The sequence below is a fragment of the Sphingomonas sp. Xoc002 genome, from assembly GCF_050408055.1.
Taxonomy (GTDB): domain Bacteria; phylum Pseudomonadota; class Alphaproteobacteria; order Sphingomonadales; family Sphingomonadaceae; genus Sphingomonas; species Sphingomonas yabuuchiae.
In genome coordinates this window covers 1,121,378-1,143,684 of record NZ_CP191175.1, presented here as the reverse complement: position 1 = coordinate 1,143,684, position 22,307 = coordinate 1,121,378, and the positions used below count along the sequence as shown (strand labels likewise).

Below are 22,307 nucleotides of genomic sequence, written 5' to 3'. Positions count from 1 at the left end.
CATGGCCAACACGACCCGCATCGACCCCACGGCATTCGACGCTCTGCCGCTCGACAAGAGCATCGCCGCCAGCCGCCAGCGGATCGAGGCGATGGAGCGGCTGTTGGAGCGTGTCGTCGTGCTGCCCGGCCTCAACCGGTCGATCGGGCTGGACGTGATACTGGGTCTGGTCCCGATCGTCGGCGACATCGCCGCTGCGGCACTGGGCAGCTACATCATCTGGGAAGCGCGCAATCTGGGCCTGTCCAAATTCCAGATGGCACGGATGATGGGCAATGTCGGCTTCGACGCGCTGTTGGGCTTCGTGCCGCTGATCGGCGACGCCGCCGATGTGCTGTTCCGGTCGAACACGCGCAACCTGCGGATCATCCGCAAGCATCTGGACAAGCATCACCCCTCCAGCGTGGTGCTGGAGGGGTAAGCGCGGTCAGCGGCTGCCCCGCCAGATCTTCAGCGGCGCGTTGGGCGACAATCCGCCCTGATGCACCGGACAGCGGGCGGGGCGGAATGCCTTGTTCAGGCAGATCCAGATTTCGTCCAGCCAGCCTTCGCGCGTAGCGGTCACGCGCATCATGTCGGCGGTCATCCCCCGGTTGGCGGCGGCAAAGGCGGTCGCCAGATCACCTGCGGTCAGGCCGTTCCGACGCGACAGCCCGTCCATATCCGGGAAGCGCAGCCCGTAATACAGCGCGTTCGACCGCTGGAAATAGCGCGCCGGGCTGTATCCGCTCATGCAGGTGCCATGCTTGGCCCATTCATGCTGCATCAGCTGCGCCGAGGGGGTGGCGCAGATATGGCGGCGGACCACCGCTTGCGGGATGATCGCGGTCGGGCGGCAATATTGCGGCCAATCCTTGTCCACGCCATCGGGCCACAGCCCGTGCAGGGTGAAGCCGAAGCGGTTGGCGCCGCCGCACTGGAAGCTGCTATTCCCCTTGGGGTCGCGGCAGAATTGCGGGCTCCAGGTGATGGCCAGCGTGTAGCCGCCGATCGGCAGCACGCGGGTCGGCTGGCTCTGGCTGGGCACGTCGGGGCGGATGGACTGGGCCCCGCGTGGTGCGGTGCATTGCAGCGTCTGCGCCGACAGCAGCTGCGGAGCGGCCAACAGCGCCATACCGATGATTACATGCTTCATATTTCTCTCACCTCCGCCATCGCGCGATACCAGGCCAGGGCATTGGGCCGCATCAGCATCACGACCGCGACCAGCGACGTGGCCGCCTGCACCGCCGTCAGCACGCCGAACGCACCCTCGGCCAGCGCACCGACCGACACCTGATAGAGAAAACCGAGCAGGTTCAGGATCGTCAGCACGACCAGCAGCCCCAGCCCGACCCGGCTGGCCAGGCGAGTGGTCAGCAGCGTGCCGAACAGGAACAACCCGATCAACAGGCCATTGGCGATGATCGCGATAGCGACCCCGGCCTGCGCGACCGTGTCGGCCCAGCCGATGACCGCCAGCACCACCAGCAACAGGATGGCGAACAGCGACAGCCGCTCGCCCAATATCACCGACTTCGGTCGCACGATCTTCCCCTTCCAAGCCCGCCTCAGGCGGCGGCGAAATCCAGTCCAATATCGGCCGCCGGGGCCGATTGGGTCAAGCGACCCACGCTGACATAGGTGACACCCGATTCCGCAATCGCGCGGATGGTGTCGAGGCGTACGCCGCCCGACGCCTCGGTCGGCACCCGGCCCGCGACCAGCGCGACACCCTCGGCCAGCTGCGCCGGGTTCATATTGTCGAGCAGCAAATGGGTCGCCCCCGCCGCCAGCGCCGGTTCGATCTGGTCGAGCGCGTCGACCTCGACGATGATCCGCGCAATCCCCGCCTCTCGCGCCGCCGAGACCGCCGGGCCGATGCCGCCTGCGACCGCGACGTGATTGTCCTTGATCATCGCCGCATCCCACAGGCCCATGCGATGATTCTGCGCGCCGCCCATGCGGGTGGCGTATTTCTCCAGGAGGCGCAGGCCCGGAATGGTCTTGCGCGTGTCGAGCAGCGTCGCCCCGGTGCCCTGAATCGCCGCGACATAAGCCGCCGTCATCGTCGCGATGCCCGAAAGATGCTGGACGGTGTTCAGCGCCGAACGTTCGGCGGTCAGCATCGCGCGCGCCTTGCCCGACAGGCGGAGCAGATCGGTGCCCGCCGGAACGCTGGTGCCATCCTCGACCAGCCGCTCGATGACGACATCGGCGTCGAGATGGCGGAAGAACGCCTCGGCGAAGGGCAGCCCGGCGACGGTGATTGCATCGCGGCTGGCCATGGTGCCGATGAACCGCGCCTCCGCCGGGATCACCGCCGCCGAGGTGATGTCGCCGCCGGGTCCCATATCCTCGGCCAGCGTTCCGGTGACGAAGGCGCTGAGGTCGAACCCGTCGATCACGCTTTCCGTCACGGGCGCGGGCCCAGATCGCCCTTGCCGACCGTGCCGCTGGCCAGCGTCAGCATAGCGTCCAGGCTCTTCTTGGCCTGAAGCCGCAGGCCTTCCTCGATCTCGACCCGCGGGGTCAGGTCGCGCAGCGCCAGGTACAGCTTCTCCAGGGTGTTGAGCGCCATGTAGGGGCAGATATTGCAGTTGCAGTTGCCGTCCGCGCCCGGCGCGCCGATGAAGGTCTTGCCCGGCATCGCCTTTTGCATCTGGTGGATGATGTGCGGCTCTGTCGCGACGATCAGCGTATCGCTGGTCACGGTCTGTGCGAACTCCAGGATGCCGCGCGTCGAGCCGACATAATCGGCATGGTCCAGGATCACGGCGGGGCATTCGGGATGCGCCGCGATCGGCGCGTCCGGGTGCTGGGCGCGCAGCTTCAGCAACTCGGTCTCGCTGAACGCCTCGTGCACGATACAGACGCCCGGCCACAGCAGCATGTCGCGTCCGGTCTTGCGGGCCAAATAGCCGCCCAGATTGCGGTCGGGGCCGAAGATGATCTTCTGCGCGGGGTCGATCTGCGCCAGGATCTGCTCCGCCGAGGACGACGTCACGATGATGTCGGACAGCGCCTTCACCTCGGTCGAGCAGTTGATATAGGTCAGCGCGATGTGATCCGGGTGCTGGGCCCGGAATTCGGCGAACTGTTCGGGCGGGCAGCTATCCTCCAGGCTGCACCCAGCGGCCATGTCGGGCAGCACGACGATCTTCTCGGGCGACAGGATCTTGGCCGTCTCCGCCATGAAGCGCACGCCGCAAAAGGCGATGACGTCGGCGTCGGTCGCCTGCGCCTTGCGGCTGAGGTCCAGGCTGTCGCCGACGAAATCGGCCAGGTCTTGAATCTCGGGCTTCTGATAATAATGGGCGAGGATGACGGCGTTGCGTTCCTTGCGGAGCCGGTCGATCTCGGCGCGCAGGTCGAGGCCCGTCAGATTCGTCTGGATGGTCATGGCATTCCCCCTAGGCGCATGGGCTCGCGCCGACAATTGTCCACGTCAGCCGCTATTGCCAAGAACCTCTTGCAGGTTGCGCGTCGTGTCCCAGCGTTCGTCACCCGTCGCTTCGTCGGAGAAGCGGACCTTGACGCTGCCCTCCACCCCTGCCGCGCGCAGCGGCATGGCGAAGCTGCGCTCGACCGCATGCCGGGTCGCGTCACGGGCCAGCTTCATCGGCGCGGGCGCGCGCGCCTGTCGCATCAGTTCGACCTGTCCCGCCGTCCGATTAGCGGCGTCGAGCCGCTGCTCGGCATCGGTGAAGGTGGTCAGCAGGCCGCCAGACCCATATTCGCGGATCGCCGACAGATCGACCTGCGGCCCGTCGATCTCGACGGGGGGCAGCGTCACCGACAGGACATGGGCATTCGCATCCCAGCGCACATCCTGCTGGCGCAGCTTACCCAGATCGACCTCGTAACGGACCATGCCCGGCATGATGAGCGTCCGCTCGGTCGAAAAACCCAGCTGCGACTGGCGCGAGGTCACGACGGCGACGTAGCGAGCCGCGAAGGCCGACAGCCGGTTCTGTTCGCGCAGGCCGTCCAGGCTGGCGCGGGCGATGGTGGTCGGGTCGGGGGTCAGCCGATCCTCGACATAGCGCTGCACGCCCCACACCATGATCAGTCCGGCCAGTACCAGCAGGAGCAGTACCCCCGCCACCTTGGTCAGGAACAGGCCGACCCCGCCGCGCGGCCGTGACGATGGCGGCGGCGTGTCGGCAGGCGGCGTCACGCGCTGATCCATGATGCTCCTTCCTCGCGAACCAGCCCGCGGTTTCGCAGGTCATAAAGATGCGCCAGCACCGATCGTTCCGCCGCCGGAATCAGTTTGGGATTCAGGCCGACATACATACGGGCGGTCATCGCCGCGATCGGCAACCTCTCTTCCGCCGCCAGCAGGCGCAGGATCTGCCCCTCGCGTTGCTTGCGATGGCCCAGCATCCCGCGCACCAGCCGCTGCGGATTGTCGACCGCCTCGCCGTGCCCCGGATAATAGACGCGGTCGTCGCGCTCCATCAGCTTTTCCAGGCTGGCCATATAGGCGCTCATGTCGCCATCGGGCGGCGACACGATGCTGGTCGACCAGCCCATGACGTGATCGCCCGAGAACAGCGCCCTGGTCTCGGGCAGCGCAAAGGCGAGATGGTTGGAGGTGTGGCCCGGCGTCGCGATGGCGTTCAGCGTCCAGCCATCGCCGCAAACCCCCTCGCCCTCCGCCAGGACCCGGTCCGGCGCATAGTCGCGGTCGAACGCGGCGTCGGACTGGCCACCCTGATAGTCGGCGGCGAACGGGGCCGCCCCGACGATCGGGGCGCCGGTCAGCCGGGCGAGCGGGCGGCTGGCCGGGCTGTGGTCACGGTGATGATGAGTGATCAGGATCGCCACCACCGGCCGCCCGGCGATGGCGCGGGTCAGCGCATCCAGATGCGCGGGATCGTCCGGCCCCGGATCGATGACCGCCAGATCGCGGTCGCCCACGACATGGCTCTGCGTGCCCGTATAGGTGAAGGGCGACGGATTGGGGGCGAGCACGCGGGTGACCAGCGGCTCAAGCAGGATCGGAATGCCGGTCGGGTGCTCAGCCATTCCGAACCATGTGGGCAAGCGGCGGACAAAGGGCAACCCCTGTTCCCGTCGGACGGGCACAGGGATCGAGTTGGGGTAAAGTCGTGGTCGGATCAGTCGCGATCGCGGTCCGCCATTTCGGCCTTCAGCTCGGCGGTCGCTTCGTTCAGGCCGTTCAGTGCGTCGCGGCGGGCATCCTCGGACAGGTTGCGGTCGCGGGTGATCGAGGCGCGGGCACTCTCGATGCTGGCGAGCGCGATCTGCATGTTCACCTGCGCCGAGCGTTGGGCATGGACGGCGGCGAGCGAGGCCTGACGAGCATCCCGCTCGATCCGGTCGGTACAGATGATCGTCGCCTGCCGCCGGGTCTTGCCGTCGACCGTCATATAGCTGGTGCGGGTATCGCTGTTGCCCGTCCCACAGGCGCGCGCCTGGACCATCGGGATCGGGGGCATGGGCACCATCGGGACCATGCCATTGTCGCCGACGAACTTGACCTTGTGCCCGTTGCGCAGCGTCACGACGCGGACACGGGGTGCGGCGGGTGCCTGCGGGGCGGCGGGAACCGCGGCGGCCTCAGGAGTCGCGGGTACAGCGGGAACGGCGGGCGCCTCCGGAACCGTCGCGGCGATCGCGACCACGGGTTTTGCAGGGACAGCCGGAGCCACAGGCACGGACGGCGCCGTTGGCGCTTCGGGTGCCTCGGGCGTGGTCTGGGCGACGGCGGGCAGGACCGCGACCGTGCTGGTCAGGTCGACGCCCAGCGTCCGCTCGACCTTCTTGGTCAGCGCCGCCGCCGCCGGCGTGCCCGAGGCGGTCGCCCCCAGCCCGGCCAGGACCAACAGCGACACGGTGGCGCCCCCCATCGCCAGCTGGCGACGCGATTTCGGAGAAGTGGTCAACATCTTCAGCCTCCCTTTCAGATCATCGATGGTGTGCAGGTGACAGGCGCCCGACAGCGCGCGGCCATGCGCGGCCTTCACGATGGCGCAGGCATAGACATGCCGGTCGGCACGGCTGCGCCCCTTCAGGACGCGGGCGTCGTTGGCCAGTTCCTGATCGGCACGGAAAGCGTGGAAGGCCCGCCACGCCAGCGGATTGAACCAGTGGAGAGCCAGCACGGCGAGCGCGATCCAGTTGGCGATCAGGTCGCCGCGGGCGTGGTGGCCCAGCTCGTGCGCCAGCGCCAGGTCGCGCTCATCGGCGTCGTAACGCTCGGCGAAATCGCGCGGGAAAGCGACGTAGCGATGCCAGATGCCGAAGGCGAGCGGCCCCGGCGCGCCGTCGCTGGCGACCACACGCACGCCCTCCACCGCCTCCAGCGGCTCGGCATCGGCCAGCAACCGCGTGCGGAAGCGCCAGTGGCGAAAGAGCTGGAAGCCCAGGAAACTCGCCGCCCCGATGATCCAGAACAGCGCAACACCCTGCTCCACCATCGGCCAGATGCCGGGCGCATCCACCGCATCGGGAATCTGCGCGGTCATGGGCAGCACGACATAGGTCGCGAAGCGCTCGCTCGCGGCGGCCAGCGGCGGGGTCGCCTGCTCGGACAGCCCGCGCGGCAGCGGCGGCAGGAGCAGGCGAAGCAGCGGCAAGGCCCAGAGTGCATAGGCGATCTGCGGACCGAAGGCCTGGCGCACATGGCGGCGGGCCAGCAGGACCAGCGCCATCAGGAGGGTGGAGGCGATCATCGCCTCCACCGCCCAGCCGAGTTGCGCGCCGCTCATGCCTTCAGGTCCTTGAGCAGCGCCTCGATTTCGGAAATGTCCTGTGCGGTCAGCTCGTCCCGCTCGGCCAGATGCGCGACCAGCGGGGTCAGGCGACCGCCGAACAGCCGGTCGATCAGGCGGCGGGATTCGCCCACGACATAATCGTCGCGCGCGACCAGCGGGCGATACAGATACCGCCGCCCCTGCTCCTCATGCGCGATGGCGCTTTTGGCGAGCAGGCGGCCGAGCAGCGTCTTGACGGTGTTGGTGCTCCAGCCGCGTTCGGGATCGACCCGCTCCGCGACATCCTGCGCGGTCAGCGGAGCCTCCTCCCACAGGACCTCCATCACGGCATGTTCGGCATCGCTGATACGCTCGGCCATCGACTCGCCCTCTTATTGACTACAAGCGTAATCCTATTCCGATTACAGGCGTAGTCAATAGGGTCGATCCATTCCTCCCCTTCCAGGGGAGGGAGACCATCTGAAGGATGGTAGAGGATGTCCCCACTGGCCGTGACACCCCTCCGTCAGTCTTTCGGACTGCCACCTCCCCTTCCAGGGGAGGAATAAAAAAAGGGGCCGGATCGTAATCCAGCCCCTGTTCAAATCTTACGATCGCCGGCCTATCACGCGGTCTTCACGTCCTGGACCAGCTCGGCCAGTTCGCCGCTTTCGTACATCTCCATCATGATGTCCGAACCGCCGACGAATTCACCCTTCACATAAAGCTGCGGGATGGTGGGCCAGTCGGAATAGGCCTTGATGCCTTGGCGGATGCCCTGGTCCTGGAGCACGTCGACGCTCTCGAACGGCACGTCCAGATGGTTCAGGATCGCCACCGCACGGCTGGAAAAGCCGCATTGCGGAAAGAGCGGCGTGCCCTTCATGAAAAGCAGGACGGCATTGTCCTTCACCAGCGCATCGATCCGCGCATTCGTATCGTCGGTCATATCATTCATCCTTGAGGGAATGGGATCAGGCGGCCGGAACCGCGGTGGTCAGTTGCAGCGCATGGAGTTCGCCCCCCATGCGTCCGCCCAGCGCGGCATAGACGGCGCGGGTGCGTGCGACCCGGCTCATGCCCGCAAAGCTGGCGGCCACGACATGCGCGGCATAATGGTCGCCGTCCCCGGCAAGGTCGGTGATCTGGACCTCGGCATCGGGAATGGCGGTACGGATCATCGTGGCGATGTCATCGGCGGCCATCGGCATGGTCAGCGGCTCTCCATCAACTGGCGACGCGCCTCGACCAGTTGTTCGTCGAGCGCGCGGCGGACCTCGACCTCGTCGACGTCGATCCCGGCGGCGGTCAGGTCGCCCAGCAGCTTGCGGATGACGTCCTCATCGCCCGCTTCCTCGAAATCGGCCTGTACGACCGCCTTGGCATAGGCATCGGTCTCGGCGGGAGTCAGCTTCATCCGCTCGGCCGCCCATTGCGCGACCAGCCGGTTGCGCCGCGCCGTGATGCGGAACATCATGTCCTGATCGGCCACGAACTTGGCCTCGAAGCCCTTCCTGCGATCGTCGAAACTGTCCATCGGTTCGCCATCCCCCAGCCCTATGGGCCATCCAAACATAAGTTCCGAGATAGGGGGCGTCGCGCCCGCGTGCAACCGATGCGCCGATCGGGTGTTGCCCGGCGCCCAGAGCGATCGTTGCGAAGGTGAAACAACGGGAACCGGGTCGTGATCGATGCGTAGTGTAACTACAACAAAAACGGGATAAACCCCCGGAAAACGGGGATATCACCGGCAACTTAGGAGAGCATCGTGACCCATTCCCACGTCATGCCGCCCGACCGCGTCGACAATCCGATGCTGGGCATCATCAACGGCTTGATTGGTTCGCTTGCCCTATGGGCCCTGATCGCCGGGGTCATCGTCGCCGCGTCCTGACGGTTTCGCCGGGACGCTGGCACCAGCCCTCGTCAGGCGGTTCCCGCCGTGGCGGCGTCCAGGCGCTGACGGCCCGCGATCCAAGGCCGCCCCTCGGCCATCTGCCCTTCGAAACTGCCGATCGCTTCGTCGCGGGCCAGCGTCAGGCCGACTTCGTCGAGCCCCTTCATCAGGCATTCGCGGCGAAACGGATCGAGTTCGAACACAAAGCGGTCCTGGAACGGGGTGGTGACGGTCATCGTTTCCAGATCGACCGTGATCGGCTGGTCCTTCGCCACCTCGACCAACCGGTCCACGGCGTCCTGCGGCAGGACGACCGGGACGATCCCGTTCTTGAAGGCGTTGCCCGAGAAGATATCGGAAAAGCTCGGCGCGATCACCGCCTGGATGCCCATGTCCGCCAAGGCCCAGGCCGCATGCTCGCGACTGGACCCGCAACCGAAATTGTCGCCCGCGATCAGGATCGGCGCGCCCGCATAGCGCGGATCATCGAAGATATTGCCCGGTTGCGCGCGCACCGTCTCGAACGCGCCGCGCCCCAGACCGGCGCGGGTGATCGTCTTCAGCCAGTGTGCCGGGATGATGACATCCGTATCGATATTCTTGGCACCCCATGGATAGGCAGTGCCGGAGACGGTCGTAACCGGGTTCATTCCATCATCCCTGTATTCGAAACCCGCGCGTTCAGCCCGCGCGTTGCGGACGCTGCTCGGCCACGGCGGGGCGTGACGCGATGCCTGCGGCATAGGCCGCCGCGCCGCACAGAACCGCGCCGGTGACGAGCATGACCAATACGTGCTTCATGATGCGTATCCCCTATCGTCCCTGTCAGATGCCTTCACGATCGAAATCGTGACTCTTCAACTCTCTAACATCGAAAAGGCGCCCGGTCACCGCAGCGGCGGCGGCCATGGCGGGGGACAGCAGATGGGTGCGCGCGCCGGGGCCCTGGCGACCGACGAAATTGCGGTTCGAGGTCGAGGCGCAGCGTTCGCCCGCAGGCACCTTGTCCGGGTTCATCGCCAGGCACATCGAACAGCCCGGCTCGCGCCATTCAAAGCCCGCCTGCACGAAGATGCGGTCCAGCCCCTCTTCTTCGGCCTGGCGCTTGACCAGGCCCGAGCCGGGCACGACCAGCGCACGGACGCCGTCCGCCACCTTGCGGTCGCGCGCCACGGCGGCGGCGGCGCGCAGGTCCTCGATACGGCTGTTGGTGCAGCTGCCGATAAAGACATGCTGGATGGGCACGTCCTGCATCGCGGTGCCAGGGGTCAGACCCATATAATCCAGCGACTTGCGCGCCGCTTCGCGCTTCGACGGATCGGCGAAGCTGTCGGGATCGGGCACGACGCCGGTGATCGGCACCACGTCCTCGGGACTGGTGCCCCAGGTCAGGTTCGGTGCGATGTCGGCGGCGTCGAGCGTCACGACCTTGTCGTAGACCGCGCCCGGATCGGTCGGCAGCGTCCGCCACCAGGCGACCGCCTTGTCCCAATCCGCGCCCCTGGGGGCCATCGGACGCCCCTTCAGATAGGCGAAGGTCGTCTCGTCCGGCGCGATCAGGCCAGCGCGCGCGCCGCCCTCGATCGACATGTTGGCGATGGTCAGGCGACCTTCGATCGACAGGTTGCGGATGACGCTGCCGGTGAATTCGATGACGTGGCCGGTCCCGCCCGCCGCACCAATCTTGCCGATGATCGCCAGCACGACGTCCTTGGCCGACACGCCGTGACCCAGCACGCCGTCGACGCGCACTTCCATGGTCTTGGACGGCGAAAGCAGCAAAGTCTGGGTCGCCAGCACATGCTCGACCTCCGACGTGCCGATGCCGAAGGCCAGCGCACCCAGCGCACCATGCGCCGAGGTATGGCTGTCGCCGCACACCAGCGTCGTGCCCGGCAGCGTAAAGCCCTGTTCCGGCCCGACGACATGGACGATGCCCTGCGCCGCCGCCGTCGCGTCGATATAGTCGACGCCGAACTCGGCGGTGTTGCGGCGAAGCGCGTCCAGCTGCTGCGCGCTTTCCGGGTCGGCGATGGGCAGGAGGTTGCCGTGCGCGTCCTTGCGCGGCGTCGTCGGCAGGTTGTGATCGGGCACCGCCAGCGTCAGCTCGGGACGGCGTACCTTGCGCCCGGCGGCACGTAGCCCCTCGAACGCCTGCGGGCTCGTCACCTCGTGAACGAGGTGACGGTCGATATAGATGAGGCAGGTGCCATCGGGCCGCCGTTCGACAACGTGCGCGGCCCAGATTTTCTCGTACAGAGTCTGGGGTCGTTGGGCCATGATGCGGGCGCTGTTATCCGAAAAGATGCGCGACGCAAAGGTGTGGCGCAATGTTATTTCGCTTTGGGGGCGAATTCTCGCGACCTTTCACCCTTGCGCGCGATAATCCGTCGTCACCCCGCCGCACTCGGCCAGATCGATCTCATGGTCCGGGTCGCGCCACGTCTCCGCCAGCGCCTGCGCTTCCCAGTCGCGCATGGCCGGATGCGCCAGGACCGTCTCGATCCAGGCTGCCCCCACCGGACCGACATCGATGCCATAGGTCCGCACCCGGAACGCGACCGGCGCGTAGAAGGCATCGACCGCCGAGAACCGATCGCCCGCCAGCCAGGGCCCGCCAAATTGCGACAGCCCCTCGCCCCACAATTCCGCCAGCCGTGCGACATCGCGCTCCAGCCAGGGTGACGCTGGCTTCGCGTCCACCCGCACCCCGATATTCATCGTCCGCTCGGCGCGCAGCGCGCCGAAGCCGCCATGCATTTCCGCCACCGCGCACATCGCCCAGGCACGTGCCGCCTCGTCCTCGGGCCAGACACCCGGATGCCGTTCGGCCAGATACAGCGTGATGCCCAGCGAATCCCAAACGGTCCGCTCGCCATCGATCAGCACCGGCACCTGCCCCGTCGGCGAAAAGGCGCGGAACGCCTCGTAATTCTCCGCCGCCGCGAACGGCTCGATCCGGTCGGCAAAGCCGATCCCCAACGCCTTCATCAGCAACCAGGGGCGCAGCGACCAGCTGGAATAATTCCGGTTCGCGGTGACGAGGGTATAGGCCATCAGCGGTCGAACTTCGCCGTAGTCTTCGCCGCCACCTCATCGGCGGTGACCCCTGGCGCGCATTCGATCAGGCGGAAGGCGCTGTCGTGATCGGGGCGCTGGAACACCGCCAGGTCGGTGACGATCATGTCGACGACGTTGCGGCCGGTCAGCGGCAGGGTGCATTCGGGGATGAATTTCGGGCTGCCGTCCTTGGCGTTATGCTCCATGACGACGATGATCTTCTTGACCCCCGCGACCAGATCCATCGCGCCGCCCATGCCCTTGATCATCTTGCCGGGGATCATCCAGTTGGCGATGTCGCCGCCCTCGGACACTTCCATCGCGCCCAGCACGGTCAAGTCGATATGCCCGCCCCGGATCATCGCGAAGCTGTCCGCCGACGAGAAATAGACCGAGTGCGGCAGCTCGCTGATCGTCTGCTTGCCCGCGTTGATCAGGTCGGGATCGACCTCGTCGTCATAGGGGAACGGCCCGATGCCCAGCATCCCGTTTTCGGATTGCAGCGTGACCTCGACCCCTTGCGGAATATGGTTGGCCACCAGCGTCGGGATGCCGATGCCGAGATTGACGTAGAAACCGTCCTTCAGCTCCTTGGCCGCACGGGCGGCCATTTCGTCGCGGGTCCAGGCCATCACTGCTCTCCTGTCGGGTGCCACCGCCGGTCGGCGGGGAAGATGTCGTCCGCGCTGCCCTTCAGCGCCTTGCCGTAAACGGGGTTCGGGAAGACGAACCAGCCGCGCCCCCAAAGGGCCGCGATGCGCGAGCCATCGGCCCGCACGCGCCGTTCCGCCACCGTGGCAGATGCGTTGAACAACTCGCTGAAATCGCCCAGCTGATCGCCGCCCATGGCGATCACGCAGTAACGCTGCGCAATCTGCCAGCGACGCGGGTCCTTGTTGTCCCCGCTCCCCGTGTCGGGGCGCACGAACAGCGTGTCGCCATGCACCGCCGGGCCAAGCCCCGCTGCGTCGATCACGCGCGCCGCACCTGCCGGATCGTCGCGGTTGGTGTTGAAGATCACGGTCACGCCCATGGTCCGCAGATCGGCGATCGCCGCCGCCGCGCCGGGCGTGGGCAGGACGGCATGGCCGTCGCTCTGCTCCCAGGCGCGCCAGCGTGTGTTGAAATCGCGACCCGAACGCCCGTTCAAATCGTCATATTCGAAACCGAGATTCTGGAGGACCGTCTCGTCCACATCGAAGACGGCGGCGGGTCGCATGCCCGCGCACGGCACAAAGCGGGGGTTTTCGAGGCTCGCGCCCTGCGCCAGCACGACGCTGTCGATCTGCGGGCGGCGGATGCGGTCGGCGGCATAGGTGACGAGCGCGTTCCACGCCTGGCGCGAGATCGCATCGGCTTCGGCCGAGCCGTAGAGATATTGCATCCCTGCGAGTTTGGGGCTGGTCGCGGATGGTGGGGATACGGGGCTGTTGTTGCCGACGGCTGCGACGCAGCCGGATAGAGTCAGGGCCGAGGTTAGGGCGATGCCTAGCCTCCTAGCGGCGCTCCCTCCCCCAACTCCTCCCGCTTGCGGGAGGGGAGAGGTTGCTGGGCTAGCGCACTGCTTCATTCTCATGCGTTTCAAAGCCATGCCCTCCGCCAAAAGCGCTCCCCCTCCCGCACGCGGGAGGGGGTCGGGGGGAGGGCTGGCGCTCTCCGCATCCCCCGCCCCATTCGAAATCAAACCCGTTCGCGCACCGTGCGGAATTCGATCTTCTTCTCATACGGCGCGCCGACGATCATCCGCTTCACATAGATGCCAGGCAGATGGATCTGGTCGGGATCGAGCGAACCGACCGGCACCACCTCCTCCACCTCGGCCACGCAGATGCGCCCCGCCGTCGCCATCGGCTGGTTGAAGTTACGCGCGGTCTTGCGGAAGATCAGGTTCCCGGCCTCGTCGGCCTTCCACCCCTTGATGATCGACAGGTCGGCACGGATACCGCGCTCGAGGATATAGTCCTCGCCATCGAAGCTCTTCACTTCCTTGCCCTCGGCGACCTTCGTGCCGACGCCGGTCTTGGTATAGAAACCGGGGATGCCCGCGCCCCCTGCCCGGCAACGCTCGGCGAGCGTGCCCTGCGGACAGAACTCGACCTCCAGTTCGCCGCTGAGATATTGCCGCTCGAATTCCTTATTCTCGCCGACATAGGACGAGATCATCTTCTTCACCTGATGCGAGCGGAGCAGCTTGCCCAGCCCCACGCCGTCGATCCCGGCATTGTTGCTGGCGATGGTCAAATCCTTGACCCCGGCGGCCTCGATCGCGTCGATCAGCCGTTCCGGGATGCCGCACAGGCCGAAGCCCCCGGCGCAGATCGTCATGCCGTCATGGAGCAGGCCGTCGAGCGCGGCGGCCGCGTCGGAATAGAGCTTCTGCATGGGCGTCCTCCCTGTGATGGAGGAAGCGTTAGGCGGAGCCACGGAGCCGGGTCAAGCCAGCCTTTGCGCTTTGCGCGGGCCAGCGTTTGCGCTTTGCAATGAAGCGGCGTTAGGCTGCCGTCCATGACCTTGAAAACCGGCGGACGCCTGCTTGTCGATGCGCTTCTCGAACAGGGGTGCGACCGTATCTTCACCGTGCCGGGCGAGAGTTTCCTGGCGGTGCTCGACGCGCTGCACGACACGCCCGCGATCGATCTGGTGACCTGTCGGCAGGAGGGCGGCGTGACCTTCATGGCGTGCGCCGACGGCAAGCTGACAGGGCGGCCGGGCGTGGCCTTCGTCACGCGCGGGCCGGGCGCGACCAATGCGGCGATCGGGGTCCATGTCGCGCGGCAGGACTCACAACCGATGATCCTGTTCATCGGCGATGTCGATCGGGGCACCCGCGACCGCGAAGCCTTTCAGGAGGTCGATTTCCAGGCGATGTTCGCTCCGCTCGCCAAATGGACCGCGCGAATCGACGATGCCGCGCGCATCCCCGAATATATCGCCCGCGCCTATGCCACCGCGATGAGCGGGCGGCCGGGGCCGGTCGTCCTCGCGCTGCCCGAGGACATGCTGTGCGACATGATCCAAGGCACGCCCCGCCCCCGCATCGAACGCCCGTCGCAGGATGTGCGGATCGAGGACGTCATGGCCGTGCAGGATCTGATCGCCAGGGCCGAGCGCCCGGTCGCGATCATCGGCGGCGCGCACTGGGATGACGATGCGGTGGCACTAGCCGAGCAATGGGGCGAAGCGGCGGGCATCCCGCTGGTCGCGGCATTCCGGCGGCAGGACGCGGTGTCGGCCGACTGCGCGGTCTATGCGGGCAATCTGGGCTATGGCCCCAATCCCGCACTGGTCGCCCGGGTGAAGCAGGCCGATCTGCTGATCGTGCTGGGCGCGCGTCTGGGGGAAGCGACGACCGACGGCTATAGCCTGATCACGCCCGATCATCCGGGCCAGATGCTGATCCATATCCATCCCGACCCGGAGGAGTTGCACAGCACCTATCGCACCGATCTGGCCCTGTGTTGCGATGTGGACCGGGCGCTGGGGATGCTGGAACTGCTGACCACGGAAGCCGCCGCGCCGCATCCCTCCGGTGCGGAAGCCCATGCCGCCTATCGCGCATGGACCGAGCCGACCCCGCGCGACGGCGTGACGCTCGATCTCGGCCAATGTGTCGCGGCGATGCGGGAGGCCCTGCCCGCCGATTCGATCCTCTGCAACGGCGCAGGCAATTATTCGGGCTGGTGGCATCGCTATTGGCGCTACGAGCCGGGGTGTCAGCTGGCTCCGACCTGCGGCGCGATGGGCTATGGCATGCCCGCCGCCACCGCCGCCGCGCTGCGTCATCCGGAGCGGATGGTGGTGGCGCTGGCGGGCGATGGCTGCTTCCTGATGAACGGACAGGAACTGGCGACCGCCGTGCAGCATGGCGCCTCGATGCTGGTGATCGTCGTCGACAATGGCGGATATGGCACGATCCGCATGCATCAGGAGCGCGAATATCCCGGCCGCGTGGCGGCGACCGCGCTCGCTAATCCGGACTTTGCGGCGCTGGCGCGTGCTTATGGCTGCTGGAGCGAGACGGTGACGCGGACCGAGGACTTCGCCCCTGCCCTGTCCCGCGCAATGGCGGAGACGGGCGTGCGCCTGTTGCACCTGAAGACGGATATCGAGGTCATCACGCCCGCCACCACACTGTCACGAATCGCCCAGCGATAGACCCTACTGGCGGGAGGCATCGTTGCAGGTGCCAGCTTGCGCATGGGCCTTCGACCTCGGGGTGGAAGGCCGAGAACGAAGCCGAGTTGAGACATTCGCTCTGCTTGCAAGAGCTTCACCGGGCAAAGACCTCATCGTGCACTCAAAGTAACGCTATCATAAAATCGATTGCATAACTTTGGAGAGCCCAGACAAAACAAAACCGCCCCGGCGTGAACCGGGGCGGCGAGTTCGTTGCTGATTGCTTTAGTCAGAAAACGACTAGCAGGTTCAGATGTTGTCGCCAAGAGCGCCCTTGACCGAACCCTTCATCTGTTCGCCCTTGCCCTTGGCCTGCTGGGCTTCGCCCTCGGCCACGAGCTTGTCGTTGTTGTTGTGCTCGCCAATGGCTTCCTTGGCCTTGCCAACCAGCTCGTTGACGTTGCCCTTGATCTTGTCGGTCAGCTCACCCATTGCGGCCTCCATTTACTGGGGATTGACAAATCCCGTTGAACACTCGGAAACACAACGGTTCGTTACGCGGCAAGTTCCGTGAAATTAAAGTTAGATCAGGCCGGCAAGCGGGCTGGAAGGGTCGGCGTAGCGCCGCATGCCCATGCGCCCGGCACGGTACGCCATGCGCCCCGCCTCGACTCCCGCCTTCATCGCGCGGGCCATCAGCACCGGGTCCTTGGCCTCGGCGATCGCGGTGTTCATCAGCACGCCGTCGCAGCCCAGCTCCATGGCGACGGCGGCCTCCGAGGCGGTGCCGACGCCCGCATCGACGAGCACCGGCACCTTCGCCCCCTCGACGATCAGGCGGATCGTGACCTTGTTCTGGATGCCCAGCCCCGAGCCGATCGGCGCGCCCAGCGGCATGATCGCGACCGCGCCGACATCCTCCAGCCGCTTGGCGGCGATGGGATCGTCGACGCAATAGACCATCGGCTTGAAGCCTTCCTTGGCCAGGATCTCGGTCGCGCGCAGCGTCTCGTACATATCCGGGTAAAGCGTCTTGGCCTCGCCCAGCACCTCCAGCTTGACCAGATCCCAGCCGCCCGCCTCACGCGCCAGCCGCAGGGTGCGGATCGCATCCTCGGCGGTGAAGCAGCCCGCCGTGTTGGGCAGATAGGTGATCTTCTTGGGGTCGATAAAATCGGTCAGCATCGGCGCATTGCGGTCCGACACGTTCACCCGGCGCACCGCGACCGTGACGATCTCCGCCCCCGCCGCCTCGACCGCCGCCGCATTCTGCGCGAAATCCTTGTACTTGCCGGTTCCGACGATCAGGCGCGAGCGGAAACGCTGGCCTGCGACTTCCCACGAATCATCGTCCGCGACCGTCACCGCATGGTCGCCGCCGCCGACGAAGTGCACGATCTCGATCTCGTCGCCATCCTCGACCTCGACCTGCGCCAGCGTCGAGCGCGGCACCACCTCCAGATTGCGCTCCACCGCCACCTTTTCGGGCACCAGCCCCAGCTGGTTCGCCAGATCGGCCAGCGACAGGCCCGCCGCCACTCGCTTATGCTCGCCATTCACGGTGATCGTCACGGTTCCATCGGTATGGGGCATATGTGTCACTTACCATGCAAGTCGCTGCCCGCTCGACGTGGGATAGGGCATGCGGTTAAGGAAGGCCCTCGATCTAGGCCCGGCCATCCCGAGCCGCAACCATGGGAGTGCCGATGCCCGCGACCGTTTATGTCCTCAACGGGCCGAACCTGAACCTGCTCGGCCTGCGCGAGCCGCATATCTATGGCCATGACACGCTGGACGATATTGCGGGGCTGCTGGAGGATCGCGCGCGGGAGCTGGACCTGGCGATCGACATGCGCCAGTCCAACCATGAAGGCCATCTGATCGACTGGCTGCACGAGGCCCAGGCCTATGAGGCGAAAGCCGTGCTGCTCAATGCCGGGGGCTTCACCCACACGTCGATCGCGATCCATGACGCGATCAAGTCGGTGACGACCCCGGTGATCGAGGTTCACCTATCCAACCCTCATGCGCGGGAGCCATTCCGCCATGAGAGCTTCATCGGGCGTGCCGCAAAAGGCACAATCGCGGGTTTTGGCGCGCATTCCTATCTGCTCGCGCTTGAAGCCGCGGCCCGGTTCTGACAGGAGCGCGTCCCATGACCGAAAAGACCGAACAAGCGATGAAGGTCGATGTCGACCTCGTCCGTCAGCTCGCCGAGCTGCTCGACGCCACCGCCCTGACCGAAATCGAGGTCGAGCATGGCGACCGCAAGATCCGCGTCGCGCGCAAGGCCGCGGCCGTCGCCCAGATGGGTTATGCGCCCGCGCCTGTGGCAGCGCCCGCCCCGGCGGCGGCCGCGCCCGCCGCTCCCGCCGCAGCGGAAGTCGGTGCCTCGGCTCCGGCCGTGTCGGCCAACGCCGTGAAGTCGCCGATGGTCGGCACCGTCTATCTGTCGGCCGAGCCGGGTGCCAAGCCCTTCGCCGCCGTCGGCCAGAAGGTCGCCGCCGGTGACACGCTGCTGATCGTGGAGGCCATGAAGGTGATGAACCCGATCACCGCGACCCAGGCGGGCACCGTCACCGCCGTCCTGGTCGAGAACGGCCAGCCGGTCGAGTTCGACCAGCCCCTGGTCGTCGTCGAGTAAGCCGCCTTGGCGCAGATCAAGAAACTCCTGATCGCCAATCGCGGTGAGATTGCGCTTCGCATCCACCGCGCCTGTCACGAGATGGGGATCGAGACCGTCGCCGTGCACTCCACGGCCGACGCCGATGCCATGCATGTGCGCCTCGCCGACCAGGCGGTGTGCATCGGCCCGCCCGCGGCCGCCGACAGCTATCTCAACATCCCGAACATCATCTCGGCCGCCGAGATTTCGGGCGCGGACGCGATCCATCCGGGTTACGGCTTCCTCTCGGAAAACGCCAAGTTCGCCGAGATCGTCGAGGCGCACGGCCTAATCTTCGTCGGCCCGAAGCCCGAGCATATCCGGATCATGGGCGACAAGGTGGAGGCCAAGCGTACCGCCGGTGCGCTCGGCCTGCCGCTCGTCCCCGGTTCGGACGGCGCGATCTCGGATCTCGAGGAGGCCAAGGCGCTGGCCACCAAGATCGGCTATCCGGTGATCATCAAGGCGGCCTCGGGCGGCGGCGGACGCGGCATGAAGGTCGTGTCCTCCGAGGACCAGCTCGAAACGCTGATGCAGCAGGCCGGTTCGGAGGCGAAGGCCGCGTTCGGCGACTCGACCGTCTACATGGAAAAATATCTGGGCAATCCCCGGCATATCGAATTCCAGGTGTTCGGCGACGGCAACGGCCAGGCGATCCATCTGGGCGAGCGCGACTGCTCGCTCCAGCGCCGCCACCAGAAGGTGCTGGAGGAAGCCCCCTCGCCGATCATCACGGCCGAGGAGCGCGCCCGCATGGGCGGCGTCGTCGCCAAGGCGATGGCCGATATGGGCTATCGCGGTGCGGGCACGATCGAGTTCCTGTGGGAAGACGGCGAGTTCTATTTCATCGAAATGAACACCCGCCTTCAGGTCGAGCATCCCGTCACCGAGATGATCACCGGACTGGACCTGGTGCGCGAGCAGATCCGCATCGCCGAGGGCCATCCCCTGACCCTGCGCCAGCAGGACGTGCAGTTCCGCGGCCATGCGATCGAATGCCGCATCAATGCGGAAGACCCGCGCACCTTCGCCCCCTCGCCGGGCACGGTGAAGATGTATCACGCACCGGGCGGCATGCATGTCCGCGTCGATAGCGGCCTCTACCAGGGCTATAAGGTCCCGCCTTATTACGACAGCATGATCGCCAAGCTGATCGTGTACGGCACGACCCGCGAAGGCGCCTTGCGCCGTCTGCGCCGCGCGCTGGAGGAGTTCGTGATCGAGGGGATGAAGACCACCATCCCGCTCCACCAGGCGCTGCTCGACGACCCCGAATTCCAGAAGGGCGACTATACGATCAAGTGGCTGGAGGAATGGCTGGCCAAGCAAGGCGCGTAACTTCCTACTCCTCCCCTCGCAGGGGATGAAAACTTGGCCCCCTCCCCGGTCGGGAGGGGGCTTTTTCATGCCCGGAAGCGGGGATTACCCCTCCACATTCCCCGCCACCCATGCCAAAAGCGTCGGCGATGAAGGCGACGATCCTCCACAACCCGCGCTGCTCCAAGTCGCGCGAGGCGCTGGCCCTGCTGAACGAGGCCGGCGCGGATGTGACGGTGATCGAATATCTGAAGACGCCGCCGAGCGCCGAGGAACTGGCGCGGCTCTATGCCAAGGGCGGGCTGTCGCCGCGCGACGGGCTGCGCAAGGCGGAGGCCGAGGCCAAGGTGCTGGCCGACGCGGATGATGCGACCGTGCTGGCCGCGATGGCCGCCCATCCCATCCTGATCGAGCGGCCACTGGTCGAAACGCCCAACGGCGTCGTTATCGGACGGCCTCCCGAAGCGGTGCGGGGCATCCTGTGACCGCTGCCCATAATTTGAGCAGCGCATGGTGCCATGCCCGCTTTTCGGGCGCAATTCTGATCAATTTCTTACCCTCCTACGAGGGAAAGGCAGTTGGCACGATCCCTGCTACGCGCAGGGTCGGGCGAGGGTTCGAACAACATCGGGGGCAGTCAGGCTCGTGAAAAAGATTGAGGCGATCATCAAGCCGTTCAAGCTCGATGAGGTGAAGGAGGCGCTGCATGAAATCGGCGTGTCCGGCATCACCGTCACCGAGGCGAAGGGCTTCGGCCGCCAGAAGGGCCATACCGAGCTCTATCGCGGTGCCGAATATGTCGTCGACTTCCTGCCGAAGGTGAAGCTGGAAGTGGTGGTCGAGGACGGGCTGGCCGAACGCGTGGTGGAGGCGATCGCCGCCGCCGCGCAGACCGGCCGGATCGGCGACGGCAAGATCTTCGTGATCCCCGTCGAGACCGCGCTGCGCATCCGCACGGGCGAACGCGACGACGCGGCGATCTGACGCACCCGGCACTCATCCGTCACCGGGCTGACATTCGGCCCGACTAAACACGTATCACCGGCCCCGGCCTTTCGCCGGAGGGCGGCCAAGCAGAGAGAGAACGGAACATGGCGAATACGGCCAGCGATATCCTGAAGCAGATCAAGGACGAAGAGATCGAGTGGGTCGACCTGCGCTTCACCGATCCCAAGGGCAAGTGGCAGCACCTGACCATGGTCGCCTCGATCCTGGGTGAGGATGAGCTGACCGACGGCCTGATGTTCGACGGTTCGTCGATCGAGGGCTGGAAGGCGATCAACGAGTCGGACATGGTCCTCAAGCCCGACCTCGACGCCGTGTACACCGATCCCTTCTCGGCCACCCCGATGCTGATCGTGTTCTGCGACATCGTCGAGCCGTCGACCGGCGAGCTGTACGCCCGCGATCCGCGCTCGACCGCCAAGCGCGCCGAGGCGTTCGTGAAGACCACCGGCATCGGCGACACCGTCTATGTCGGTCCGGAAGCCGAATTCTTCATGTTCGACAATGTGCAGTTCGACACGAACTATGCATCGTCCTACTTCAAGATCGACGATATCGAGCTGCCGACCAACACCGGCCGCGAATATGAGGGTGGCAATCTCGGCCACCGTCCGCGTGCCAAGGGCGGCTATTTCCCCGTCGCGCCGGTCGACTCGGCCGTCGACATCCGTGGCGAGATGGTTTCGACCATGCTCGAAATGGGCCTGCCCTGCGACAAGCACCACCACGAAGTCGCCGCCGCGCAGCACGAACTGGGCATGACCTTCGGCACGCTGACCCAGACCGCCGACCGCATGCAGATCTACAAGTATGTCGTGCATCAGGTCGCGCAGGCCTATGGCAAGACCGCGACCTTCATGCCGAAGCCGATCAAGGAAGATAACGGCTCGGGCATGCACACCCACTTCTCGATCTGGGAAGGCAAGACCCCGCTGTTCGCCGGCAACGGCTATGCAGGGCTTTCGGAGACCTGCCTGTACTTCATCGGCGGCGTCATCAAGCATGCCAAGGCGCTGAACGCCTTCACCAACCCGACCACCAACAGCTACAAGCGTCTGGTGCCGGGCTATGAAGCGCCGGTGCTGCTCGCCTATTCTGCGCGCAACCGCTCGGCCTCGTGCCGCATCCCGTACGGCACCGGCCCGAAGTCGAAGCGCGTCGAAGTGCGCTTCCCCGACGCGCTGGCCAATCCGTATCTCGCCTATGCGGCACTGCTGATGGCGGGTCTGGACGGTATCCAGAACAAGATCCATCCGGGCGAGGCGATGGACAAGAACCTGTACGACCTGCCGCCCGCCGAGCTGGCCCAGGTCCCGACCGTCGCCGGTTCGCTCCGCGAAGCGCTCGACTCGCTGGCCGCCGACCACGACTTCCTGCTGAAGGGCGACGTGTTCACCAAGGACCAGATCGAAAGCTATATCGAGCTGAAGATGCACGAAGTGATGCGCTGGGAAATGACCCCCAGCCCGGTCGAATACGACATGTATTACAGCGGCTGATCCAGCCCCTGCACGATGTCACTACGGGGAAAGGGGCCGCAAGG

Annotated in this window: 28 protein-coding genes; 9 read left to right on the top strand and 19 right to left on the bottom strand. The window is 66.1% G+C overall.

The features are described 5' to 3' along the window. The first annotated feature begins 1 nt into the window (after nucleotide 1). The gene (locus ACQR50_RS05325) at nucleotides 2-421 is read left to right on the top strand and encodes a DUF4112 domain-containing protein (protein ID WP_428970092.1); all 420 of its coding nucleotides are present in this window, start codon (nucleotides 2-4) and stop codon (nucleotides 419-421) included. A 6-nt stretch (nucleotides 422-427) separates the two neighbouring features. Here the strand turns inward: ACQR50_RS05325 and ACQR50_RS05320 are convergent, their stop codons facing one another. The 11 genes from ACQR50_RS05320 to ACQR50_RS05270 form a co-directional block, all read right to left on the bottom strand. After that, nucleotides 428-1,135 carry a ribonuclease T2 family protein gene (locus ACQR50_RS05320; protein WP_428970091.1) on the bottom strand — a complete coding sequence of 236 codons (708 nt, stop codon included), beginning with the start codon at nucleotides 1,133-1,135 and terminating at the stop codon, nucleotides 428-430. Then, complete coding sequence (locus tag ACQR50_RS05315) at nucleotides 1,132-1,527, bottom strand: hypothetical protein (RefSeq protein WP_428970090.1); 396 nt, start codon at nucleotides 1,525-1,527, stop codon at nucleotides 1,132-1,134. Before ACQR50_RS05315 ends, ACQR50_RS05320 begins: the two co-directional genes overlap by 4 nt. Nucleotides 1,528-1,550: 23 nt before the next feature. Then, on the bottom strand, nucleotides 1,551-2,333 hold the full coding sequence (gene nadC, locus ACQR50_RS05310) for a carboxylating nicotinate-nucleotide diphosphorylase (RefSeq protein ID WP_428970643.1): 783 nt from the start codon (nucleotides 2,331-2,333) through the stop codon (nucleotides 1,551-1,553). 62 nt (nucleotides 2,334-2,395) lie between these two features. Next, on the bottom strand, nucleotides 2,396-3,382 hold the full coding sequence (gene nadA, locus ACQR50_RS05305) for a quinolinate synthase NadA (RefSeq protein WP_428970089.1): 987 nt from the start codon (nucleotides 3,380-3,382) through the stop codon (nucleotides 2,396-2,398). Between the two features lie 45 nt (nucleotides 3,383-3,427). Then, nucleotides 3,428-4,171: a DUF4230 domain-containing protein gene (locus tag ACQR50_RS05300; protein WP_428970088.1), complete on the bottom strand. Its 744-nt coding sequence runs from the start codon at nucleotides 4,169-4,171 to the stop codon at nucleotides 3,428-3,430. Then, on the bottom strand, nucleotides 4,156-5,013 hold the full coding sequence (locus ACQR50_RS05295; RefSeq protein ID WP_428970087.1) for an MBL fold metallo-hydrolase: 858 nt from the start codon (nucleotides 5,011-5,013) through the stop codon (nucleotides 4,156-4,158). The genes ACQR50_RS05300 and ACQR50_RS05295 overlap by 16 nt, the downstream gene beginning before the upstream one ends. A gap of 92 nt (nucleotides 5,014-5,105) precedes the next feature. Beyond that, nucleotides 5,106-6,719, bottom strand: a complete 1,614-nt coding sequence (locus ACQR50_RS05290) for a M56 family metallopeptidase (RefSeq protein WP_428970086.1) — start codon at nucleotides 6,717-6,719, stop codon at nucleotides 5,106-5,108. After that, nucleotides 6,716-7,084: a BlaI/MecI/CopY family transcriptional regulator gene (locus ACQR50_RS05285; protein ID WP_056439369.1), complete on the bottom strand. Its 369-nt coding sequence runs from the start codon at nucleotides 7,082-7,084 to the stop codon at nucleotides 6,716-6,718. Before ACQR50_RS05285 ends, ACQR50_RS05290 begins: the two co-directional genes overlap by 4 nt. 245 nt (nucleotides 7,085-7,329) lie before the next feature. Then, nucleotides 7,330-7,653 (bottom strand): Grx4 family monothiol glutaredoxin, encoded by a 324-nt coding sequence (gene grxD / locus ACQR50_RS05280; protein ID WP_056439494.1) that lies wholly within the window; start codon nucleotides 7,651-7,653, stop codon nucleotides 7,330-7,332. 25 nt (nucleotides 7,654-7,678) lie between these two features. Continuing rightward, nucleotides 7,679-7,915 carry a BolA/IbaG family iron-sulfur metabolism protein gene (locus ACQR50_RS05275; RefSeq protein WP_042490079.1) on the bottom strand — a complete coding sequence of 79 codons (237 nt, stop codon included), beginning with the start codon at nucleotides 7,913-7,915 and terminating at the stop codon, nucleotides 7,679-7,681. Between the two features lie 2 nt (nucleotides 7,916-7,917). Further along, nucleotides 7,918-8,241 carry a DUF1476 domain-containing protein gene (locus ACQR50_RS05270; RefSeq protein WP_056439368.1) on the bottom strand — a complete coding sequence of 108 codons (324 nt, stop codon included), beginning with the start codon at nucleotides 8,239-8,241 and terminating at the stop codon, nucleotides 7,918-7,920. A gap of 231 nt (nucleotides 8,242-8,472) precedes the next feature. On the opposite strand from ACQR50_RS05270, the gene ACQR50_RS05265 reads away from it, so the two are divergent. Then, nucleotides 8,473-8,598 (top strand): hypothetical protein, encoded by a 126-nt coding sequence (locus tag ACQR50_RS05265; RefSeq protein WP_428970085.1) that lies wholly within the window; start codon nucleotides 8,473-8,475, stop codon nucleotides 8,596-8,598. 32 nt (nucleotides 8,599-8,630) lie between these two features. Here the strand turns inward: ACQR50_RS05265 and leuD are convergent, their stop codons facing one another. The 6 genes from leuD to ACQR50_RS05235 all read right to left on the bottom strand — a co-directional run bounded on the left by leuD (nucleotide 8,631) and on the right by ACQR50_RS05235 (nucleotide 14,043). Further along, nucleotides 8,631-9,251 (bottom strand): 3-isopropylmalate dehydratase small subunit, encoded by a 621-nt coding sequence (gene leuD / locus ACQR50_RS05260; RefSeq protein ID WP_428970084.1) that lies wholly within the window; start codon nucleotides 9,249-9,251, stop codon nucleotides 8,631-8,633. A 175-nt stretch (nucleotides 9,252-9,426) separates the two neighbouring features. Next, nucleotides 9,427-10,881: a 3-isopropylmalate dehydratase large subunit gene (gene leuC, locus ACQR50_RS05255; protein ID WP_428970083.1), complete on the bottom strand. Its 1,455-nt coding sequence runs from the start codon at nucleotides 10,879-10,881 to the stop codon at nucleotides 9,427-9,429. A gap of 87 nt (nucleotides 10,882-10,968) precedes the next feature. Continuing rightward, complete coding sequence (locus ACQR50_RS05250; RefSeq protein ID WP_428970082.1) at nucleotides 10,969-11,658, bottom strand: glutathione S-transferase family protein; 690 nt, start codon at nucleotides 11,656-11,658, stop codon at nucleotides 10,969-10,971. Further along, on the bottom strand, nucleotides 11,658-12,293 hold the full coding sequence (locus ACQR50_RS05245) for a CoA transferase subunit B (protein ID WP_056439489.1): 636 nt from the start codon (nucleotides 12,291-12,293) through the stop codon (nucleotides 11,658-11,660). The genes ACQR50_RS05250 and ACQR50_RS05245 overlap by 1 nt, the downstream gene beginning before the upstream one ends. After that, complete coding sequence (locus ACQR50_RS05240) at nucleotides 12,293-13,045, bottom strand: HAD family acid phosphatase (RefSeq protein ID WP_428970081.1); 753 nt, start codon at nucleotides 13,043-13,045, stop codon at nucleotides 12,293-12,295. Before ACQR50_RS05240 ends, ACQR50_RS05245 begins: the two co-directional genes overlap by 1 nt. A 296-nt stretch (nucleotides 13,046-13,341) precedes the next feature. Continuing rightward, entirely contained in the window at nucleotides 13,342-14,043 is a 702-nt protein-coding gene (locus ACQR50_RS05235; RefSeq protein ID WP_061779827.1) for a CoA transferase subunit A, read from the bottom strand. A 123-nt stretch (nucleotides 14,044-14,166) separates the two neighbouring features. Here ACQR50_RS05235 and ACQR50_RS05230 point away from each other — a divergent pair, with 123 nt between their 5' ends. Next, nucleotides 14,167-15,816 carry a thiamine pyrophosphate-binding protein gene (locus ACQR50_RS05230; RefSeq protein ID WP_428970080.1) on the top strand — a complete coding sequence of 550 codons (1,650 nt, stop codon included), beginning with the start codon at nucleotides 14,167-14,169 and terminating at the stop codon, nucleotides 15,814-15,816. 270 nt (nucleotides 15,817-16,086) lie between these two features. Here ACQR50_RS05230 and ACQR50_RS05225 read toward each other — a convergent pair whose 3' ends face one another. Next, entirely contained in the window at nucleotides 16,087-16,269 is a 183-nt protein-coding gene (locus ACQR50_RS05225) for a CsbD family protein (protein WP_042490204.1), read from the bottom strand. 90 nt (nucleotides 16,270-16,359) lie between these two features. Further along, entirely contained in the window at nucleotides 16,360-17,370 is a 1,011-nt protein-coding gene (gene thiS, locus ACQR50_RS05220) for a sulfur carrier protein ThiS (protein WP_076715492.1), read from the bottom strand. A 113-nt stretch (nucleotides 17,371-17,483) separates the two neighbouring features. On the opposite strand from thiS, the gene aroQ reads away from it, so the two are divergent. The 6 genes from aroQ to glnA all read left to right on the top strand — a co-directional run bounded on the left by aroQ (nucleotide 17,484) and on the right by glnA (nucleotide 22,263). After that, the gene (gene aroQ / locus ACQR50_RS05215) at nucleotides 17,484-17,918 is read left to right on the top strand and encodes a type II 3-dehydroquinate dehydratase (RefSeq protein WP_056439353.1); all 435 of its coding nucleotides are present in this window, start codon (nucleotides 17,484-17,486) and stop codon (nucleotides 17,916-17,918) included. A gap of 14 nt (nucleotides 17,919-17,932) precedes the next feature. Next, a complete protein-coding gene (accB, locus tag ACQR50_RS05210; RefSeq protein WP_428970079.1) occupies nucleotides 17,933-18,421 on the top strand; it encodes an acetyl-CoA carboxylase biotin carboxyl carrier protein in 489 nt (162 codons plus the stop codon). 6 nt (nucleotides 18,422-18,427) lie between these two features. Next, nucleotides 18,428-19,780, top strand: a complete 1,353-nt coding sequence (gene accC / locus ACQR50_RS05205) for an acetyl-CoA carboxylase biotin carboxylase subunit (protein ID WP_428970078.1) — start codon at nucleotides 18,428-18,430, stop codon at nucleotides 19,778-19,780. 128 nt (nucleotides 19,781-19,908) lie between these two features. Then, nucleotides 19,909-20,244: an arsenate reductase (glutaredoxin) gene (arsC, locus tag ACQR50_RS05200; protein ID WP_428970077.1), complete on the top strand. Its 336-nt coding sequence runs from the start codon at nucleotides 19,909-19,911 to the stop codon at nucleotides 20,242-20,244. Nucleotides 20,245-20,404: 160 nt separating this feature from the next. Continuing rightward, the gene (locus ACQR50_RS05195; RefSeq protein ID WP_007405799.1) at nucleotides 20,405-20,743 is read left to right on the top strand and encodes a P-II family nitrogen regulator; all 339 of its coding nucleotides are present in this window, start codon (nucleotides 20,405-20,407) and stop codon (nucleotides 20,741-20,743) included. Nucleotides 20,744-20,850: 107 nt separating this feature from the next. Further along, entirely contained in the window at nucleotides 20,851-22,263 is a 1,413-nt protein-coding gene (gene glnA / locus ACQR50_RS05190; RefSeq protein ID WP_042490094.1) for a type I glutamate--ammonia ligase, read from the top strand. Nucleotides 22,264-22,307: the final 44 nt, after the last annotated feature.